Consider the following 19,527-nt stretch of genomic DNA (forward strand, 5'->3'; position numbering starts at 1 on the left):
CTACCGCTCGGCCAGCCAGGCGGCCACCGCGGTCCACACGTCGGCCAGCGTCTCGGGATCGGCCATCTCGTAGTGGGTGCACGGGACACCGGCCTGCGTGATCTCACCCGTGATGTAGGGCTTCCAGAGCTCCTCGGTGGCCATGCCCTCCGGCTTGCTCTGCTCGGCCACGACCAGCAGGGCGTCTCCGTCGAAGCGCCCGTGCACGTGGCCGGCCCGGATCGTGCGGTGGTTCTGCAGGATCCTGGCGAACGTCCGGTACTCCTCCTCGGTGGCCGACCCGAGGGCGCCTCCCGCCTCCCGGCGTACGACCTCGATGAGTCGGTCGACCTTGGCGTCCAGGTCGACCTCGCTCTCGTCGGCGTGGTCGACGGCACCGCCGTCCCGACGCTGCCACGGGTACTGGTCGAGGATGACAAGCGCCGAGACCTCGTCACCCGCCGCCTGCAACTGGACGGCCATCTCGTGGGCAACCGCCCCTCCGTAGGACCAGCCGAGCAGCCGGTAGGGGCCGCTGGCCTGCACCGAGCGGATCCGCTCGATGTAGTCCATGGCCATCTCCGGTACGGAGGAGGCGAATTCGGAGGTGCCGTCCAGGCCACGGGACTGCAGACCGTACAGCGGGATCTCCGCCGGTACATGCCGTGCCATCGGCATGTAGCACCAGCTCAGGCCGCCCGCGGGGTGGATGAAGAAGAACGGCGGCTCGCTGCCCTGCTCCCGGATCGGCAGCAGCACCCCGAGCGCGTCGCGGATCGATGACAGGCTCATCCGCTTCATCAGCTCGCCGACGCTCGGAGCAGCGAACAGGTCCCGCACCGCGATCGTCACGCCCCGCTCCCGCAGCGCCTCCACCAGCCTCACCGCGAGCAGCGAGTGGCCGCCGAGCGCGAAGAAGTCGTCGTCGACGCCCACGTCGGGGCGGCCGAGGACCTGCGCGAACGCCTCGCACATGTGATCCTCGAACGAGGTCACCGCCCAGTTGGCCGCCTCGTCCACCACGCCGCCCTGCGGGACGGGAAGGGCCTTGCGGTCCAACTTGCCGTTCGGCATCAGCGGCAGCCGGTCGATGGCGACCACCGCCGACGGCACCATGTAGCCGGGCAGCCGGTCCTGGGCCAGGCCCCGCGCCTCGCGGGCGATCCGGTCCGCCGCCGACTCGGGCTCCTCCCCCTCGGCAGCCGCCCGGTTCGGCACCACGTACACCACCAGGCGCTGGTCGCCCGGGGTGTCCTCGCGGACCAGGGCGACGGCCTGGCCGACCGAGGGGTGCGATGCCAACGCGGCCTCGATCTCCCCCAGTTCGACCCGGAAGCCCCGGATCTTGACCTGGTCGTCGGAGCGCCCCACGTAGTGGAGGTCCCCGTCGGCGGTCCACCGCACCACGTCACCGGTGCGGTACATCCGCGCCCCCGGCTCCCCGAACGGGCCGGCCACGAAGCGGCCGGCCGTGAGGTCCGGGCGCCCCAGGTAGCCGCGGGCGACGCTCTTGCCACCGATGTACAGCTCACCCGCCACACCCGGCGGAACCGGGGCGAGGGCCTCGTCGAGCACGTACACCTGCGTGTTGCCGATCGGACCGCCGATCGACATCGCGTCGGCGCCCTCCCCCGCCAACTCCGCGGCGGTCGACCAGACGGTGGTCTCGGTCGGGCCGTACAGGTTGGTCAGCGTGGGCGTCCTGGCGAGGAGCGTGCGGGCCAGGTCGCTCGGCAGCGCCTCCGCGCCGATCATGGCGCGCACCCCCGCCCAGTCGACCGGGTCGTCGGCGTCGGCGATCAGGCCGCGCCACAGGCTCGGCGTCGCGTGGACGATATTGGCGCCAGTGGTACGGATCAGGGAGCGCAGCGCCCACGGGTCGAGCACCTGCTCCTGCGAGGCGAGCACCATGGACGCCCCGTTGAGGAACGGCAGGTAGAACTCGAAGCCGGCCATGTCGCAGCCGTGGGTGCTGACCGCCAGGAGCCGGTCGTCCGCGCCGAGCGCGAACCGGTCCTGCATCGCGCTCAGGAAGTTCACGATCGCGCGGTGCTCGACGATGACTCCCTTGGGACGCCCGGTGGATCCCGAGGTGTAGATGACCCACATCGGGTGCTCCGGCCGCAGCGCCGCCGTGCGCTCGCCGTCGGTCAGCGGCCCGTCCGCGAGGCCCGCGAGCACCTCGGTGACCTCCGCGCTGTCCAGCAGGATCACGGGAGCCTGCGGGCGCTGCCCGGCCTCCGCCGGGCGGGCGTCCAGCTCCTCGCTGGTGAGCACGCTCACCGCGCCGGAGTCGGCGATGACGTACGCGATCCGGTCGGCGGGATAGGCCGGGTCGATCGGCAGGTACGCCGCACCCGACTTGATCACGCCGAGCAGGGCGACCACCAGGTCCACCGTGCGCTCGAAGACCGCCGCGACGACCGTCTCCGGACCGATGCCCCGGCCGGCGAGGTGGCGCGCGAGCCGGTTGGCCCGGGCGTCCAGTTCGGCGTAGGTCAGCTCCATGCCGCCGTGGACGAGGGCGACCGCGTCGGGCGTGCGGGCGGCCTGCGCCTCGAACAGCTCGACGACCGTCGCGTCCGGCACCTCGGCCTCGGTCGCGTTCCATTCGGTGAGCATCCGCGTCCGCTCGCCCTCGCCGAGGACGTCCACTTCGCCGAGGCGGACCCCCGGGTCGGCGGCGAGCGCCGCGAGTACCCGGCTCAGCCGCTCGGCGATCCGCTCGACCGACTCCGGGTCGAACAGGTCGGCCGCGGCGACGAGCGAGCCGCGCATGCCGGCCGGGGCGCCCTCGGCGTCGTACAGCTCGGTGACGCTGACGTCCAGGTCGAACTTCACGACCGCCTCGGCGGAGGCCCCGGCGGACCGGGCCGCGGGGGCCCCTCGCCGTGCGTCCACGCCCTCCAGGTCGAGCACGGCCTGCTCGTTGTTCTGTAGGAGCAGCATGACCTGGAACAGCGGGTGGCGGGCCATGGAACGGGCCGGGGCCAGCTCCTCGACCAGTCGCTCGAAGGGCACGTCCGGGTGGGCGAACGCGCCGAGTCCCGCTTCCCGTACGCGTTCGAGGACCTCCCGGAACGTCGGGTCCCCGGCGAGGTCGGTACGGAGGACGAACGTGTTGACGAAGTAGCCGATCAGGTCGTCGAGGGCCTCGTCCGTGCGGCCCGCGATCGCGGAGCCGATCGGGATGTCGGTGCCCGCGCCGATGCGGGAGAGCAGGACGGACAGAGCGCCGTGCAGCACCATGAACATCGTCACGCCCTCGGCTCGCGCTACCTGCGCCAGCCTGGCGTGGACGTCCGCTGGGACGTCCAGCGGCACCCGGTGGCCCCGGTGCGAAGCGATCGCCGGACGCGTCCGGTCGAACGGCAGTCCCAGCTCCTCGGGCACCCCCGCCAGCGTCCCGCGCCAGTAGGCGACCTGCTGCGAGAGCAGGCTCTCGGGGTCCTGGCTGTCGCCGAGCACCTCGCGCTGCCACAGCGCGTAGTCCGCGTACTGGACCGGCAGCGGCTCCCACTGGGGCGCGCGACCCGCTCTGCGGGCCTCGTAGGCGGTGGACACATCGCGGGCGAGCGGCGCCCACGACCAGCCGTCGCCGGCGATGTGGTGGACCACGACGACCAGTACGTGCTCTTCGGGTCCGGCCCTGAACAGCCAGGCGCGGACGGGGGGTTCGGCGGCGAGGTCGAAGGTGTACGCCTTCGCCCCGGCGACCGCCTCGGCCAGGCCGTCCGGCTCGACATCGGCGACGGTCAGCTCCCAGTCCAGCGTGTCGATGTCGAGGATCCGCTGGTACGGCTCGCCGTCGGCGACGCAGAAGACAGTGCGCAGCACCTCGTGGCGCGCGAGCAGGTCGCGGAGGGCCGCTCCCATCGCGTCGACGTCCACCGCTCCGGCGAGCCGGGCGGCCACCGGGATGTTGTAGGTGGGGCTCGGCCCGTCCATCTGGTTGATGATCCAGAGCCGCCGCTGTCCGTAGGAGAGCGGGAGCCGCTCGGGCCGTTCCATGGCCGTCAGCGCGATCCGTGCCGCACGGGCACCCGCCAGCCGCTCCACCAGACCCGCGACGGTCGGGGACTCGAAGAGCGCCCGTATCTCGATCTCGACGCCGAGGACGGAGCGGATCCGGCTGACCAGGCGCACCGCCAGGAGAGAGTGACCGCCCAGCTCGAAGAAGTCGTCATCGACGCCGACCTCGGCAAGACCGAGGACCTCGGCGAAGGCCAGACACAGGATCTCCTCCTGCAACGTGACCGCCCGGCGCCCACCGGAGGCCAGTGCCGACGAGTAGTCCGGCGCGGGCAGAGCCTTGCGGTCCAGCTTGCCGTTGCCGGTCAGCGGCAGCCCGTCCAGGACGACGACCACCGACGGCACCATGTGCTCCGGCAGCCGCTGCCCCGCGAATTCACGCAGGGCCGGCCCCAGTTGGCCCTTCTCCTGCGGCTCCAGGTCGTCGGCAACGACGTAGGCGACGAGTCGCCGGTCGCCCGGGGTGTCCTCGCGGGCGATCACGGCGGCCTGGTCGACCAGCGGGTGGCCGGTCAGGACGCCCTGGACCTCGCCGGGCTCGATGCGGTAACCGCGGATCTTCACCTGGTCGTCGGCACGGCCGAGGAAGACCACCTGGCCGTCCGCCGTCCACTTGGCCCGGTCACCCGTGCGGTACATCCGCCCGCCCGGCTCGAAGGGGCTGGCCACGAAACGCTCGGCCGTCAGGCTCTCGCGCCCGACGTAGCCGCGGGCCAGTTGCGCTCCGGAGACGTACAACTCGCCGGCGACGCCCTGCGCGACCGGCCTGAGCCGCTCGTCCAGGACATAGAAGCGGGTGTTGGCGATCGGGCTGCCGACCGGAGCCCTCTCCCCGGCGACCATGTCGACGGTCAGACGGGCAGTCGCGACACCGATCGTCGTCTCGGTCGGCCCGTAATGGTTGTGGACCTCGCACTCGCCCGCAGCGGCCAGCAGCTCCCGCAGCCAGGCCGGGGAGGCGGCCTCGCCGCCCAGCACGAGGGACTTCCTCGGCAGGACGCCTTCCACTCCACCGGCCGCGGAGAGCGCGGCAAGGTGGGAAGGGACGGCCTTGAAGTGGTCGATCCGGTGCTCGGCCAGGTACGCGGACACCGCCTGCGGGTCGGTGACCGCACCCTCGTCCAGGATGTGCAGCTCACCGCCGGACGCGAGGCTGGCGAAGACCACCGTGTTGCCCAGATCCGTCGCCTGCGCCTGGAGCAGCGCATACCGCGCGCCCTGGGCGCCGAAACCGACCCGCCCGGGAACGGCAGCCACATAGTTGGCGACTCCGCCGTGCGTCACAGCCACACCCTTGGGCTGACCGGTCGAACCCGACGTATAGATCACATACGCGAGCGACCGCACATCAACAACCCTGCCAGGACGCTCCGTCGAAGCCGCCGCAAGCTGCATCTCCACAAACGTGTCATCGATCGCCACCAGACGCGAACGGCCCGCCGGCAACTCGTCCAGGATCTCCTCCGTCGTCAGCGCCAACGCCGCACGACTGTCACGCAGCATGAACGCGATCCGGTCCGTCGGCTGCACAGGATCGATCGGCAGATACGCCGCGCCCGCCTTCCACACACCCAAGATCGCCGCGATCATGTCGGTGCCACGCGGCAGGCACAGACCCACCACGGTCTCGGGGCCGATTCCCTGGCCGATCAGGTAGTGCGCGATCCGGTTCGCCCGCGCGTCCAACTCCCCGTAGGAAGTCTTCGTGCCTTCGCTGATGAGCGCGGTGGCCTCGGGGGCGCGGGTCACCTGCTGTTCGAACAGTTCGTGCACGACGGCGGCCTCATCGTGGGTGGCCGTGTCGTTCCAGCCGATCAGCACCCGGTGGCGCTCCACCTCGTCGAGCGCAGGGACGCCGCTGAGGCGGGTCTGCGGGTTGTCGCCGAGCAGGTCGAGCACGCGCACCCAGGACCGGGCGATCCGCTCGGCCCACTCCGGGTCGAACAGGTCGGCGGCGACCGTGACCGAGCCGCGCAGGCCCGCCGGGGCGCCCTCGGCGTCGTACGTCTCCCCGACCATCACGTCGAGGTCGAACTTCGCCGCCCGGGTGCCGGTGGACATGCCCCCGGTCCACACGACGGGCGTCGCCAGCGCGTCGAGACCGGCGCTCACGGTGTTCTGCTTCGTCAGGACGACCTGGAAGAGCGGGTGGCGAGCCATGGAGCGAGTCGGGGCCAGCTCCTCGACGAGCCGCTCGAACGGCACGTCCTGGTGGGCGAAGCCGGACAGACCCGCTTCCCGCACCCTGGCGAGCAGTTCGGTGAAGGCCGGGTCACCCGAGAGGTCCGCCCGCAGCACCTGCGTGTTGACGAAGCAGCCGACCAGATCGTCCAGCGCCTCGTCGCCACGGCCCGCATGCGCCGAGCCGATCGGGACGTCGGTGCCGGCACCCAGCTTCGAGAGCAGGATGGCCAGGGCGGCCTGGAGGACCATGAACATGGTCACGCCCTCGGCCCGCGCCAGCCCCGCGAGGCGTGCGTGCACTTCGGCGGGAACGTCGAGCGCGACGCTGTGCCCCAGGTGCGAGGCGACGGCCGGGCGGGACCGGTCGACGGGCAGTTCCAGCTCTTCCGGCGACCCTTCCAACGCCTGCTTCCAGTACGCGAGTTGCTGGGCGATGACGCTGTGGGGGTCGGTCTCGTCGCCGAGCAGCTCGCGCTGCCAGAGCGCGTAGTCGGCGTACTGGACCGGCAGCGGCTCCCACTCGGGAGCCCGGCCCTCGACACGAGCCGCGTAGGCCGCGGAGAAGTCCCGGGCCAGGGGCGCCCGCGACCAGCCGTCACTGGCGATGTGGTGGACGAGGACGACAAGGACACGCTCGTCCTCGGGGGTCTCGAAAAGGGTGGCCCGGATCGGCACCTCGGCGGAGAGGTCAAAGGCGTACCGCGCGGCCCCGGTGACCGCTTCCTCCAGCTCAGCCGCGTCGACCAGGGCGAAGTTCAGTTCCCAGTCGAGCTCGTCGAGTTCGCGCACGCTCTGGTACGGCTCGCCGTCCGCGACCCCAAAAACGGTCCGCAGGACCTCATGCCGCCCGATGACGTCTCGCAGGGCCGCATTGAGAGCCTCCCTGTCGACCTCCCCGGACAGCCGCAGGGCGATCGGGCTGTTGTAGGTGGCGTTGGCACCTTCCAACTGGCTGATGAACCAGAGGCGTTGTTGGGCGAAGGAGAGGGGGATGCGTTCCGGGCGTTCACCGGCCGTCAGGGCGAGCCGGGCCTGACCGGCGCCGGCCAGGCCGGCGGCGAGACCGGCGACCGTGGGAGTCTCGAACAGGGCCCGCAGCGGAACCTCGACACCCAGGACGGTACGGACCCGGCTGATCAGACGCACCGCGAGCAGGGAGTGACCGCCCAGCGCGAAGAAGTCGTCATCCACGCCGACGCTGTCCAGGCCAAGGACCTGTGCGAAGACCCCGCACAGCAGTTCCTCCTGGAGCGTGACAGGACCCCGCGCACTGGTTCCGGTCGCGTATTCCGGGGCAGGCAGGGCGTTGCGGTCCAGCTTGCCGTTCACGTTCAGCGGCAGCGCGTCCAGGACCACGACCGCCGACGGAACCATGTACGACGGCAGCCGGTCACTGGCCAGGCCGGTCAGAATACGCGGCAGCTCCTCGGCAAGCCCGTCCTCGGCCGGTACGACGTAGGCGACCAGGCGCTTGTCCCCCGGCACGTCCTCACGGGCAACCACGACGGCCTGGGCGACCAGCGGATGCCCGGCCAGCACCGACTGGACCTCACCCAGCTCGATCCGGAAACCACGCACCTTCACCTGCTCATCCGCACGGCCCAGGTATTCGACCTGACCGTCCTGCGACCAGCGCACCACATCACCCGTGCGATACAGACGACCGCCGTCTGACGCAAACGGGTCGGCGACGAAACGCTCACCCGTCAGCTCCGGACGGCCCAGATAACCACGGGCCAGACCAGCACCCGCGATATACAACTCACCAGCAACACCCGCCGGCACCGGAGAAAGAGTTCCGTCCAGGACATAGACGCGGGCGTTGGAGATCGGCCGGCCGATCGGCACGGTGCCGTCCACGTCGGTGTCCGCGAACCAGGCCGTGGAATACACCGTGGCCTCGGTCGGACCGTAAATGTTCGCAACCCGCGCCCCCGGAATCGCCGTACGGATACCAGCCACCGCATCCGCCGTCAGAGCCTCACCGGCCAGGACCACCGTCCGGGGACGAGCCTGAATCTCACCCGAAGCCACCATCTGCGCGAACGCCGACGGCACACCACTCACCAGACTCACATCACCGATGGACGTGTCCGCATCGGCCAGGGCCAGGAGATCACCCACGACCTCGACACTGCCGCCCGACACCAGCGGGCCGAACAGCTCGAAGACCGACACGTCGAAGTTGAAGGACGTCGACGCCAAAACCCGCCGGAAATTCTCACCACCGAACTCCACCGCAGCCCAGCCCAGCAGCGCCGCCACCGACCGGTGCTCGACCACCACACCCTTCGGACGCCCCGTCGAACCCGACGTATAAATCACATACGCCGGATGCTCCGGCCGAACCCCCACACCCAACGGACCGCTCTCAAAGCCGGCCAGATCCAGGTCATCCAGGACCACGACCTTGGCACCCGTCGACGGCACCGCCTCAACCGTGTCCGTCGAAGCGAGAACCACCACCGGCCCCGCGTCGCCAAGCATGTAACCGACCCGCTCGGCCGGATACCCGGCATCGATCGGCAGATACGCGCCCCCGGCTTTCAGGACGGCCAGCAGCGCCACCACCGCATCGACACCACGCTCCAGACACACACCCACCAGCGACTCCGGGCCCACACCCTGAGCGACCAGATAGCGGGCCAACTGGCTGGCTCGGCGGTCCAGTTCGGCATAGGAGATCTCGACGCCCCCGGAACCCACAGCCACCGCTTCCGGAGTGCGGGCCACCTGCGCCTCGAACAGCCCCGCCACCGTGGCGTCACCCGGAAGCACGGCTGCCGAGTCGTTCCACTCGGTCAACACCCGTCGACGCTCGGTCTCGTCCAAGACCTGAACCGTGCTCAGCGGCACGTCCAAGCCGTCCGCCAGTGCGGATTCGAGGGCGGTGACCAGGTTTTGCGCGGTCGTGCGCAGGAAGATGCCCACCGTCTCGGGGTCGATCGGCGCGACGGCGTGGACGGCCAGCGAGATCCGGTCGCTGTTGTCGTCGACGGAGACCATGAGCGGGTAATTGGTGCGCTCCTCGAAGTAGACCCTCCGGATCCCGTCCAGCCGCTCGTCTCGGACCTGGGGCGCCTCGGTCGTAGCGCCGCCGCTGTTGTGGCGGTAGTTGAACAGCGCGGTGAACAGGGGCGCGTCACCCGTCACCCCACTGGCCTGCTGCGCCACCGTCAGCGGCGCGTGCTCGTGTTCCAGGAGTTCTGCCAGCTGACCGCGCATCGCGGACACGGCGGTGAGGACACCGAGCGCGTCGGTCCGCACGCGGACGGGGAGCGTGTTGAGGAAGGGACCCGGCACCCGGTCGGAGCCCGTGCCGGCGTTCATGCGGCCGAACAGGACAGTGCCGAAGACGACGTCCTCGCGCCCGCTGACCGCGGCCAGGACCCGGGCCCAGGCCAGGTGCAGCAGGGTCGCCGGGCTCGCGCCCAGGCGGCGGGAGACGTCGAGCAGACGCGTGTGCAACCCGTCGGCGAAGACGACTCGGGCGCGGGTCGCGGCCGTGCCGTCGCCGTGGACGTCGACGATTCCGAAGGGGGCCGTGGGCTCGGTGACGTCGCCGAGCAGCTCGGCGAAGTACCGCTCGTGCTCACCGGTGGTCACTCCGGCGCGGGCCTGTGCGACGAAGTTCCGGAAGGGCAGCGGCTCCGCGAGAGTGCCGTCGCGTCCGGTGAGGAACGCGTTGACCTCGGCGAGCATGACCTCCAAGGCGGTGTGGTCCTGCACCATGTGATGGATTCGCACCAGCGCCAGCCACTCTTCCCCGCCGGGGACGCGGGCCGCGTGGACCCGGATCAGCGGGGCCCGGCCCAGGTCCATCGACCCGCCGCCGGCCGCGAGGAGCTGCTCCACCGGGTCGCCGCCCTCGCCGTCCAGGGTGACGAACTCGAGGGGCAGTGTCACCTGCCGCCGCACCACCTGGACCGGCTCACGCAGGCCCTCCCACACGATGGACGTGCGGTAGATGTCGTGGCGGTCGACGACGCTCTGGAGCGCCTGGATGAAGGCGTCGAGCCGCTCGCGGGCGTCGAACTCGACGACCGTCGGCATGACGTACGTGTCCTCACCACCGTCGGCGAGGAGGTGGTGGAAGAGCAGGCCTTCCTGGAGGGGGGCCAGCGGGTAGACGTCCGCGACATTGGACGCACCGCCGTCGACGGTGGCGACGACCGCCGCGATCTCGGCAGCCGTGAGGTCGACGAGCGGCAGCATCTCGGGGGTCAGGGCGGTCGCGGCGGTCGGAATCAGGTTCGCCGGGACGATCACCTGCTCGGCGCCCGCCGAGGCGGCGAGACCGGCCGGGGTCGGCGCGTCGAAGAGCGCCCTGATCGAGACGGAGACACCGCGTGTACGGAGCAGGGCGACCAGGCGGATCGCAAGGAGGGAGTGGCCACCGAGCCGGAAGAAATCGTCGTCCACGCCGACCCCGTCAAGACCCAGCACCTCGGCGAAGGCCGAGCACAGGATCTCCTCGCGGGCGTCGGAGGGCCCACGGCCGCTACCGGTTGCGTACTCGGGGGCGGGCAGGGCTTTGCGGTCCAGCTTGCCGTTCACGTTCAACGGCAGCGCGTCCAGGACCACGACCGCCGACGGAACCATGTACGACGGCAGCCGATCACTCACGAACTCAAGCACCCGGTACGGCAGTTCACCAGCCGATACACCGTCGACCGGGACGACGTAGGCAACCAGGCGCTTGTCTCCCGGAGTGTCCTCGCGGGCGATGACAACCGCCTGCGTGACATCCGGGTGCGCTGCGACCGCCGACTGGACCTCACCCAGCTCGATCCGGAAACCACGGACCTTGACCTGCTCATCCGCACGGCCCAGGTATTCGACCTGCCCGTCCTGCGACCAGCGCACCACATCACCCGTGCGATACAGACGACCACCAGCGGTCGAGAACGGGTCGGCGACGAAACGCTCACCCGTCAGCTCCGGACGACCCAGATAACCGCGCGCCAGACCAGCACCCGCGATATACAACTCACCAGCAACACCCGCCGGCACCGGAGAAAGAGTTCCGTCCAGGACATAGACACGGGCGTTCGAGATCGGCCGACCGATCGGCACGGTGCCGTCCACGTCAGTGTCCGCGAACCAGGCCGTGGAATACACCGTGGCCTCCGTCGGACCGTAAATGTTCGCGACCCGCGCCCCCGGAATCGCCGTACGGATACCAGCCACCGCATCCGCCGTCAGAGCCTCACCGGCCAGGACCACCGTCCGGGGACGAGCCTGAATCTCACCCGAAGCCACCATCTGCGCGAACGCCGACGGCACACCACTCACCAGACTCACATCACCGATGGACGTGTCCGCATCAGCCAGGGCCAGGAGATCACCCACGACCTCGACACTGCCACCCGACACCAACGGGCCGAACAGCTCGAAGACCGACACATCGAAGTTGAAAGAAGTGGAGACCAGCACACGGGAGAAGTCCGCACCGCCGAACTCCGCGGCAGCCCAGCCCAGCAGCGCCGCCACCGACCGGTGCTCGACCACCACACCCTTCGGACGCCCCGTCGAACCCGACGTATAAATCACATACGCCGGATGCTCCGGCCGAACCCCCACACCCAACGGACCGCTCTCAAAGCCGGCCAGCTCCAGGTCATCCAGGACCACGACCTTCGCATCCGATGACGGCACCGCCTCAACCGTGTCCGTCGAAGCGAGAACCACCACCGGCCCCGCGTCGCCAAGCATGTATCCGATCCGCTCAGCCGGATACCCCGCATCGATCGGCAAATAGGCACCACCCGACTTCAGCACCGCCAGCAGCGCCACCACCGCATCGACACCACGCTCCAGACACACACCCACCAACGACTCCGGGCCCACACCCTGAGCAACCAGATAGCGGGCCAACTGACTGGCACGGCGGTCCAGCTCGGCGTACGAAACCTCCACACCACCCGAGACAACAGCCACCGCCTCCGGCACCCGCGCCACCTGCGCCTCGAACAGCCCCGCCACCGTGGCGTCACCCGGAAGCGCGGCTGCCGAGTCGTTCCACTCGGTCAACACCTGACGCAGCCCCGCCTCGTCCAGAACCTGGACCGAGCTGAGCGGCACGTCATCGTCGTGGTCGCCGTCCAGGGCCGATTCGAGCGCGGAAACCAGATTCAGCGCCGCCGTGCGCACGAACTCGCCCACCATGCGCGGGTCGATCGGCGCCACCGCGTCCACGGCCAACGTGAACAGGTCGCCGTTGTCGTTGACCGAGACCATCAGCGGGAAGTTGGTGCGCTCCCGGGTGAAGACGGCCCGCATCCCGTCCATACCCTCGTGGCGCCGCGTGTCCGCGCGCTCCTCGGCACTGCGGCCCGGGTTGTGCCGGAAGTTGAACAGGGCGGTGAACAGCGGGGTGTCACCGACGACGCCGCTGGCACGCTGGGCAACCACGAGCGGGGCGTGCTCGTGTTCCAGGAGCTGCGCCAGCTGACCGCGCATCTCGGACACGGCGGCGCGGACCCCGGAGGAGTCCGTGCGGACGCGGACGGGCAGGGTGTTCATGTACGGGCCGGGGACCTGGTCCGCGCCCTCGCCCGCGTTCATGCGGCCGAAGAGAACGGTGCCGAAGACCACGTCCTCACGCCCGCTGACCGCCGCGAGGACCCGGGACCACGCGACGTGCATGACTGTCGCCGGGCTGGCGCCCAGACGCCGGGAGACCTCCCGGAGCCGTACGGTCAACTCCGTGTCGAACGGGACTACTTCGCGTACGGCTCCGGCGCCGTCGCCGCGCACGTCCGCGACACCGAACGGCGCGGTGGGCTCGGTGACGTCACCGAGCAGGTCGGCGAAGTAGCGCTCGTGCTCGGAGCGCTCGACGGCGCCGCGCGTCTGGGCGACGAAGGTGCGGAACGGCAGCGGCTGCGTAAGCTCCCCTCCACGACCCGCGAGGATCGCCTGCACCTCGTTGAAAACGATCTCCAGGGCGGTGTGGTCGCGCACCACGTGGTGTGCCCGAAGCAGGGCCAGCCAGCGGCCGGTGCCGGGGACCCGCGCGGCATGCAGCCGGATCAGGGGGGCCTCGCCAAGGTCCATGCGCAGGCCGCCGGCCGCGAGGAGCTGCTCCACCGGATCGCCGCCCTCGGGGTCGAGGGTGACGTCGGTGACGGGCAGGGTGACGTCGCGCCACACGACTTGGACCGGCTCGCGCAGGCCCTTCCATACGATGGACGTGCGGTAGATGTCGTGGCGATCAACGACCTGCTGGAGCGCGTCCGTGAAGGCGTCCAGGCGGTCGCGGGCGTCGAACTCGAGCACAGTCGGCATGACGTACGCGTCGTCGCCGCCGTCGGCGAGGAGGTGGTGGAAGAGCAGGCCTTCCTGGAGGGGAGCCAATGGGTAGACGTCCGCGACGTTGGCCGCGCCACCGTCGACAGTCGCGACGACGGTCGCGATCTCATCGACGGTCAGATCCACCAGCGGCAGCATCTCCGGCGTAAGGGCCGTGGCACCCGCCGGAATCAGGTTCGCCGGCACCTCGACCCGGACAGCGTCCACCGAAGCCGCGAGACCAGCCGGCGTCGGCGCCTGGAAAAACGTCCGCACGGAGACGGAAACCCCGCGCTTGTGGAGAAGAGCAACGAGCCGGATGGCAAGAAGCGACTGACCCCCCAACTCGAAGAAATCATCATCCACACCAACGCCCTCCACCCCCAAAACCTCGGCGAAGGCCGCACACACGATCTCCTCACGCGCGTTGGACGGACCCCGCACCCCCGCGGTCACCTCATGCCCGGGAACAGGCAACGCCCTGCGGTCCAGCTTGCCGTTGGCAGTCAACGGCAGAGCATCAAGGACAACGACAGCCGACGGAACCATGTACTCAGGCAGACGCCCAGCCACGAACCCGGCAACCGGACAAGCCAGTTCACCAGTAGTGACCACATACGCGACAAGACGACGGTCACCAGGAATGTCCTCCCGCACGACCACAACGGCCTGCGCGACCTGCGGATGCGCGGCCACCGCCGCCTGGACCTCACCCAGCTCGATACGGAACCCACGCACCTTCACCTGGTCATCCGTACGGCCCAGGAACACCAACTGGCCGTCCGCCGTCCACTTCACCCGGTCACCCGAGCGGTACATCCGCTCACCACAGGCAGAGAACGGCGAGGCGACGAACCGCTCAGCGGTCAGAGCCCGACGGTTGACATACCCCCGCGCCACACCCGCACCCGACACATACAACTCACCCGCCACACCAACCGGCACAGGCCGCAACGCCTCATCCAGCACGTGGACACGCGCGTTGGGCACAGGCCGGCCCACCACCACATCGGACGACGAGGAAAGCCGGGCGATCGCCGTATCAACGGTCGCCTCGGTCGGACCATAGAAATTGAAGCCCTCCACACCCTCCAACGACCGCAACCGCTCCCACAGACCGGCCGGGACCGCCTCACCACCCACACCAATACGCGACGGACCCCCAGAACCCCCGAACAGACCCTCCTCCACCAAAATCTGAAGATAAGAAGGAGTGACCTCGGCGAAATCGATCCGCGACGCACGCATCCACGCCACCAGACGCCCCGCGTCCAGCCACGTCTCCCCGTCCACCACATGCAGCTCATGACCCGTGAACACAGCCGCCAGCTGATTCCACGACGCGTCGAACGACACCGAAGTCGTCAACGCGACCCGCAACACATCACCACCCGCCGCGAACACCGACCGGCCATGACCCTCACACAAACTCACCGCACCCCGATGGGTGACCACCACACCCTTCGGCCGACCCGTCGAACCCGACGTATAAATCACATACGCCGGAGACTCAGACCCCACCACCACACCCAGCGGACCACCATCCAACACCGCCAACGCCGAAACCGTCTCCACGTCATCCACAACCACCAGCGGCGCACCCGACACCGGCAAGACACCCGCCGCCGCATGCGAGGTGATCACCACCACGGGCGCCGCATCCTCGACCATGTACGCGATCCGCTCCAGCGGGTACTCCGGGTCCACCGGCAGATACGCACCACCGGACTTGAGCACCGCAAGCAGCGCGACAACCAGATCCGCTCCCCGCTCCAGACACACCCCCACCAACGACTCAGGACCCACACCCTGCGCCCGAAGATGACGGGCCAGACGGTTCGACCGCGCGTCCAGCTCCGCATACGAGAGCGACACCTCACCCGCGACCACGGCAACCGCGTCCGCCCGACGAGCCACCTGCACCGCGAACAGCTCCGGCAGCGAACCCGCCACCACCGGAACAGCCGTCTCGTTCCACCCCGCCAGGAGCCGCCGCTCCCCCTCATCCAGAACCTCGACCGCGCTCAGCCGGGACTGCGGGTCCAGGACCAGCAGCTCGATCGCCCGTACCCAGCGGGCCACGATGCGCTCGGCCGTCTCGACGTCGAAGAGGTCCGCGGAAGCGACGACCGAACCGCGCAGGCCCGCCGGGGCGCCGGCCTCGTCGAAGACCTCCGACACCGACGCGTCCAGATCGAACTTGGCCGCGGACTCGCTGGTCGCCGGGCCGCTGGGCGTGACGGTCCTCCTGGCTGTCGGCGCCGGGGTGTTCCGGCCTCCGGTGCCGGGCAGGTCGAGGACGGCCTCGCCGGTGTTCTGCACCTTCAGCATGACCTGGAACAGCGGGTGCCGGGCCAGCGAACGCGTCGGCGCGAGCTCCTCCACGAGCTTCTCGAACGGCACCTCCTGGTGCTCGAACGCCGCCCAGCCGGCCTGCCTCACGCGCGAGAGCAGCTCGGTGAAGGTCGGGTCACCCGACACGTCCGTACGCAGGACGAGGGAGTTGATGAAGAAGCCGACGAGGTCGTCGAGAGCGACGTCCGTACGTCCGGCGACGGTCGTGCCGATGGGGATGTCGGTTCCCGCGCCGAGACGCGAGAGCACCGCCGCGAGGGCGGCCTGGAGGACCATGAAGGGGGTCACGCCCTCGGCCTTGGCCAGCTCGGCGAGACGCGCGTGCACCTCGGCGGACACGGCCAGCGCCACCTTGTGGCCGCGGTGGGAGGCAACGGCGGGCCGAGGCCGGTCCACGGGAAGCTCCAGCTCCTCCGGGACATCGGCCAGCACCTCCCGCCAGTAGGCCATCTGCGTGCACATCACGCTCTCGGGGTCCGACTCGTCGCCGAGCATCTGGCGCTGCCAGAGCGTGTAGTCGGCGTACTGGACAGGCAGTGGCTCCCATTCGGGGGCCTTGCCCTCGCTGCGTGCCGCGTAGGCCGTCGAGAGGTCGCGGGCCAGCGGGCGCTTGGACCAGCCGTCGCTCGCGATGTGATGCGTCACCAGGACGAGCACCTGCTCGTCGCCGCCCGTGGAGAACAGCGACGCGCGGATCGGTATCTCGGTCGAGAGGTCGAAGGTGTGTCCGAGGACGTCCGCAATCGCGCCGTCGAGGTCGGCCGGGGCGACCTCGGCCGCCGCCAACGTCCACTCCAGGCCGGCCATCGGCAGGATGCACTGGTACGGCTCGCCGTCCGCGACCGGGTAGATCGTGCGCAGCACCTCATGGCGGCCGATCACATCTCGCAGGGCAGCGTCGAGCGCGGCACCGTCCGTCTCGCCCGAAAGGCGCAGCACGACCGGGATGTTGTAAGTGGAGCTCGGGCCCTCGGACTGGCTGAGGAACCACAACCGGCGCTGCGCGAATGACAACGGAATCATCAGGACTCCTCCTGGTTACGCATCGGCCGCAACGCCGGCCTTGCTGTCTTCTGGTGGGCAAGTTGTCGTGCGAGTGCTGCCACGGTCGAGGCAGCAAGGAGCACTCGGAGCGGGACCTCGACACCGAGTTCGGCCCGGATCCGGCTGGTCAGGCGGACGGCGAGCAGTGAGTGACCGCCGAGTGCGAAGAAGTCGTCGTCCACGCCGACTTCGGGCAGACCCAGGAGTTCGGCGAAGGCCACGCAGAGGATCTCCTCCTGGCGGTTGGCTGGGCCACGCCCCTTGCTGTGGGTCTGCTCGGGGGCGGGGAGCGCTTTGCGGTCGAGCTTGCCGTTGGCGGTCAGCGGGAGAGCGTCGAGGACCACCACGGCCGCCGGCACCATGTGCTCCGGCAACCGCGTCATCGTGAACTGAACGATCTGGGACGGCAGTTCAGGCTCGGTGTCGTCGAGGTCGGTGGGGACGATGTAGGCGACGAGGCGGGTGTCTCCCGGGACGTCCTCACGGGCGATGACGGCCACCTGGGCGACCTGCGGGTGCGCCGCCACGACGGCCTGGACCTCACCCGGCTCGATCCGGTAGCCACGGACCTTGACCTGCTCATCCGCACGACCCAGGTATTCGAGAATCCCGTCGGTGGTCCAGCGGGCCACATCCCCCGTGCGATACATCCGTCCACCCGGCTCGAACGGGTTCGCCGCGAAACGCTCGGCCGTCAACCCCGGACGCCTCACATAACCACGCGCCAGCTGAACACCCGCGACATACAACTCACCAGCAACCCCCGGCGCGACCGGCTGAAGATACTCATCCAGCACATACAGACGCGTGTTGGCGATCGGCCGCCCGATCGGCACCGACTCCCCCACCACCTGACCCGCCGAAACCTCAAAGACACAGCACCCGACCACCGTCTCGGTCGGCCCGTACTCATTCACCACCACCGACCCCGCAGCCCGCGACAACCAGTCCCGAACCACACCGCCCGGCAGAGCCTCACCACCGACAACCCACGTACGAGCCGAGGTCGCCATCTGCTCCGCAGAGAGCATCTCCGTCAGGAGGGGCAGGTGCGCGGGAACTGCCTTGACCAGGCCGAAGCCTCCAGGGTTTTTGAGTAGTTCGGCCAGCCCTTCAGCGCCACCGGCCTCACTGACCACGACCGCGGACCCGGACACCAGCGGCACCAGAACACTCGTCACCGTCAGATCGAACGCAAGAGACGAATGCAACGGAGCACCACCAGCCGTGCCCTCCATGCGATACGCGTCCGCGGCCCACATCACGTAGTTCGCCAGACCGCCATGAGTGACGGCCACACCCTTCGGCCGGCCGGTCGAACCCGAGGTATAGATGACATACGCGAGCGACTGCGGCTCAACCACCACATCGGGAGCCTCACCAGAAGCGGCTGCCAGCTGCATCTCCACCAGCGTGCTGTCCAACGCCACGAAGCGGTTCCGCCCGGCCGGAAGATCGTCCAGGACCTCCTCGGTCGTCAACGTCAAAACCACGCCACTGTCGGCCAGCATGAAACCGATCCGCTCGGCCGGATACCCCGGATCAACCGGCACATAAGCCGCCCCCGCCTTCCACACCGCCAGGACCGCCACCACCGCCTCGACCCCACGCGGCAGGCACAAGCCCACCAACGACTCCACACCCACACCCTGCGCAACCAGATAGCGGGCCAACCGATTCGCCCGCGCATCCAACTCCCCATACGTGATGTCGGATCCGTCCCAGGCGACCGCCACCGCCTCCGGAGACCGCACCACCTGCGCGGCGAACAGACCCGGCACCAACACAGTGCCCAGATCGGCACCCGTGTCGTTCCACTCCTCCAACACCCGACACCGCTCCACCTCCCCCAGCACGGAGAGCGAGCTCAACCGGGTCTGCGGGTCGGCGGCCAGCGAGTCGATCACCCGGACCAGGCGCTCGCCCAGGCCCTCGACCGTCTCCCGATCGAAGAGGTCGGCCGCTGCGACCACCGAGCCCCACACCCCGGCCGGGGCGCCCTGGTCGTCGAATGCCTCGGAGACCCGGACCTCCAGGTCGAACTTCGCCGTCGTCTTCGCGACCGCGACGTTCCCGGTCCGTGCACCAGGCAGGTCGAGGACCGCGTCTGCGTTGTTCTGGAGGTCCAACTGGACCTGGAACAGCGGGTGACGGGCCATCGACCGCGAAGGTGCCAACTCCTCCACCAGCCGCTCGAACGGCACCTCCTGATGCGCCAGAGCCGCCAGACTCGCCTCTCTCACTCGACCGAGGACCTCGCGGAAGGTCGGGTCGCCGGACAGGTCGGTGCGTATGACCAGCGTGTTGATGAAGAAGCCGACCAAATCGTCCAGTGCCTCGTCCGTACGGCCCGCGTTCGCCGAGCCGATCGGGATGTCGGTGCCCGCGCCAAGCTTTGAGAGGAGGGTGGCCAGGGCGGCCTGGAGGACCATGAACGTGGTCACACCTTCGACGCGCGCCACCTCCACCAGTCGGGAATGTACCGCCGCCGGCACGACCAAGGGGACTCGATGGCCAACATGCGAGGCGACGGTCGGGCGGGACCGGTCGAAGGGCAGCTCCAGTTCCTCTGGTGCACCTGCCAAGGCGACTCGCCAGTGGGACAGTTGACGGGTGATGAGGCTGTCGGAGGCGTTCTCG

General features: G+C 69.6%; 2 protein-coding genes (1 of these 2 only partly in view). Both read right to left on the reverse strand.

All coding sequences use genetic code 11. The features are described 5' to 3' along the window. Positions 1-16,866 carry an amino acid adenylation domain-containing protein gene (locus tag ACF062_RS36345; protein WP_392144076.1) on the reverse strand — a complete coding sequence of 5,622 codons (16,866 nt, stop codon included), beginning with the start codon at positions 16,864-16,866 and terminating at the stop codon, positions 1-3. Continuing rightward, positions 16,866-19,527: the final stretch of an amino acid adenylation domain-containing protein gene (locus ACF062_RS36350; RefSeq protein ID WP_392144078.1), read on the reverse strand. It continues 6,974 nt past the right edge of the window; the window shows 2,662 of its 9,636 coding nt (coding positions 6,975-9,636); the start codon falls outside the window, past its right edge — the gene reads right to left on this strand; the stop codon is at positions 16,866-16,868. Before ACF062_RS36350 ends, ACF062_RS36345 begins: the two co-directional genes overlap by 1 nt.

The sequence above is a fragment of the Streptomyces sp. NPDC015345 genome (assembly GCF_043078805.1).
In the GTDB taxonomy this organism is placed as follows: domain Bacteria; phylum Actinomycetota; class Actinomycetes; order Streptomycetales; family Streptomycetaceae; genus Streptomyces.

Coding starts and splice junctions, on each gene's coding strand:
- ACF062_RS36345 (WP_392144076.1), bottom strand. CDS start 16,866: ATGATTCCGTTGTCATTCGCGCAGCGCCGGTTGTGGTTCCTCAGCCAG.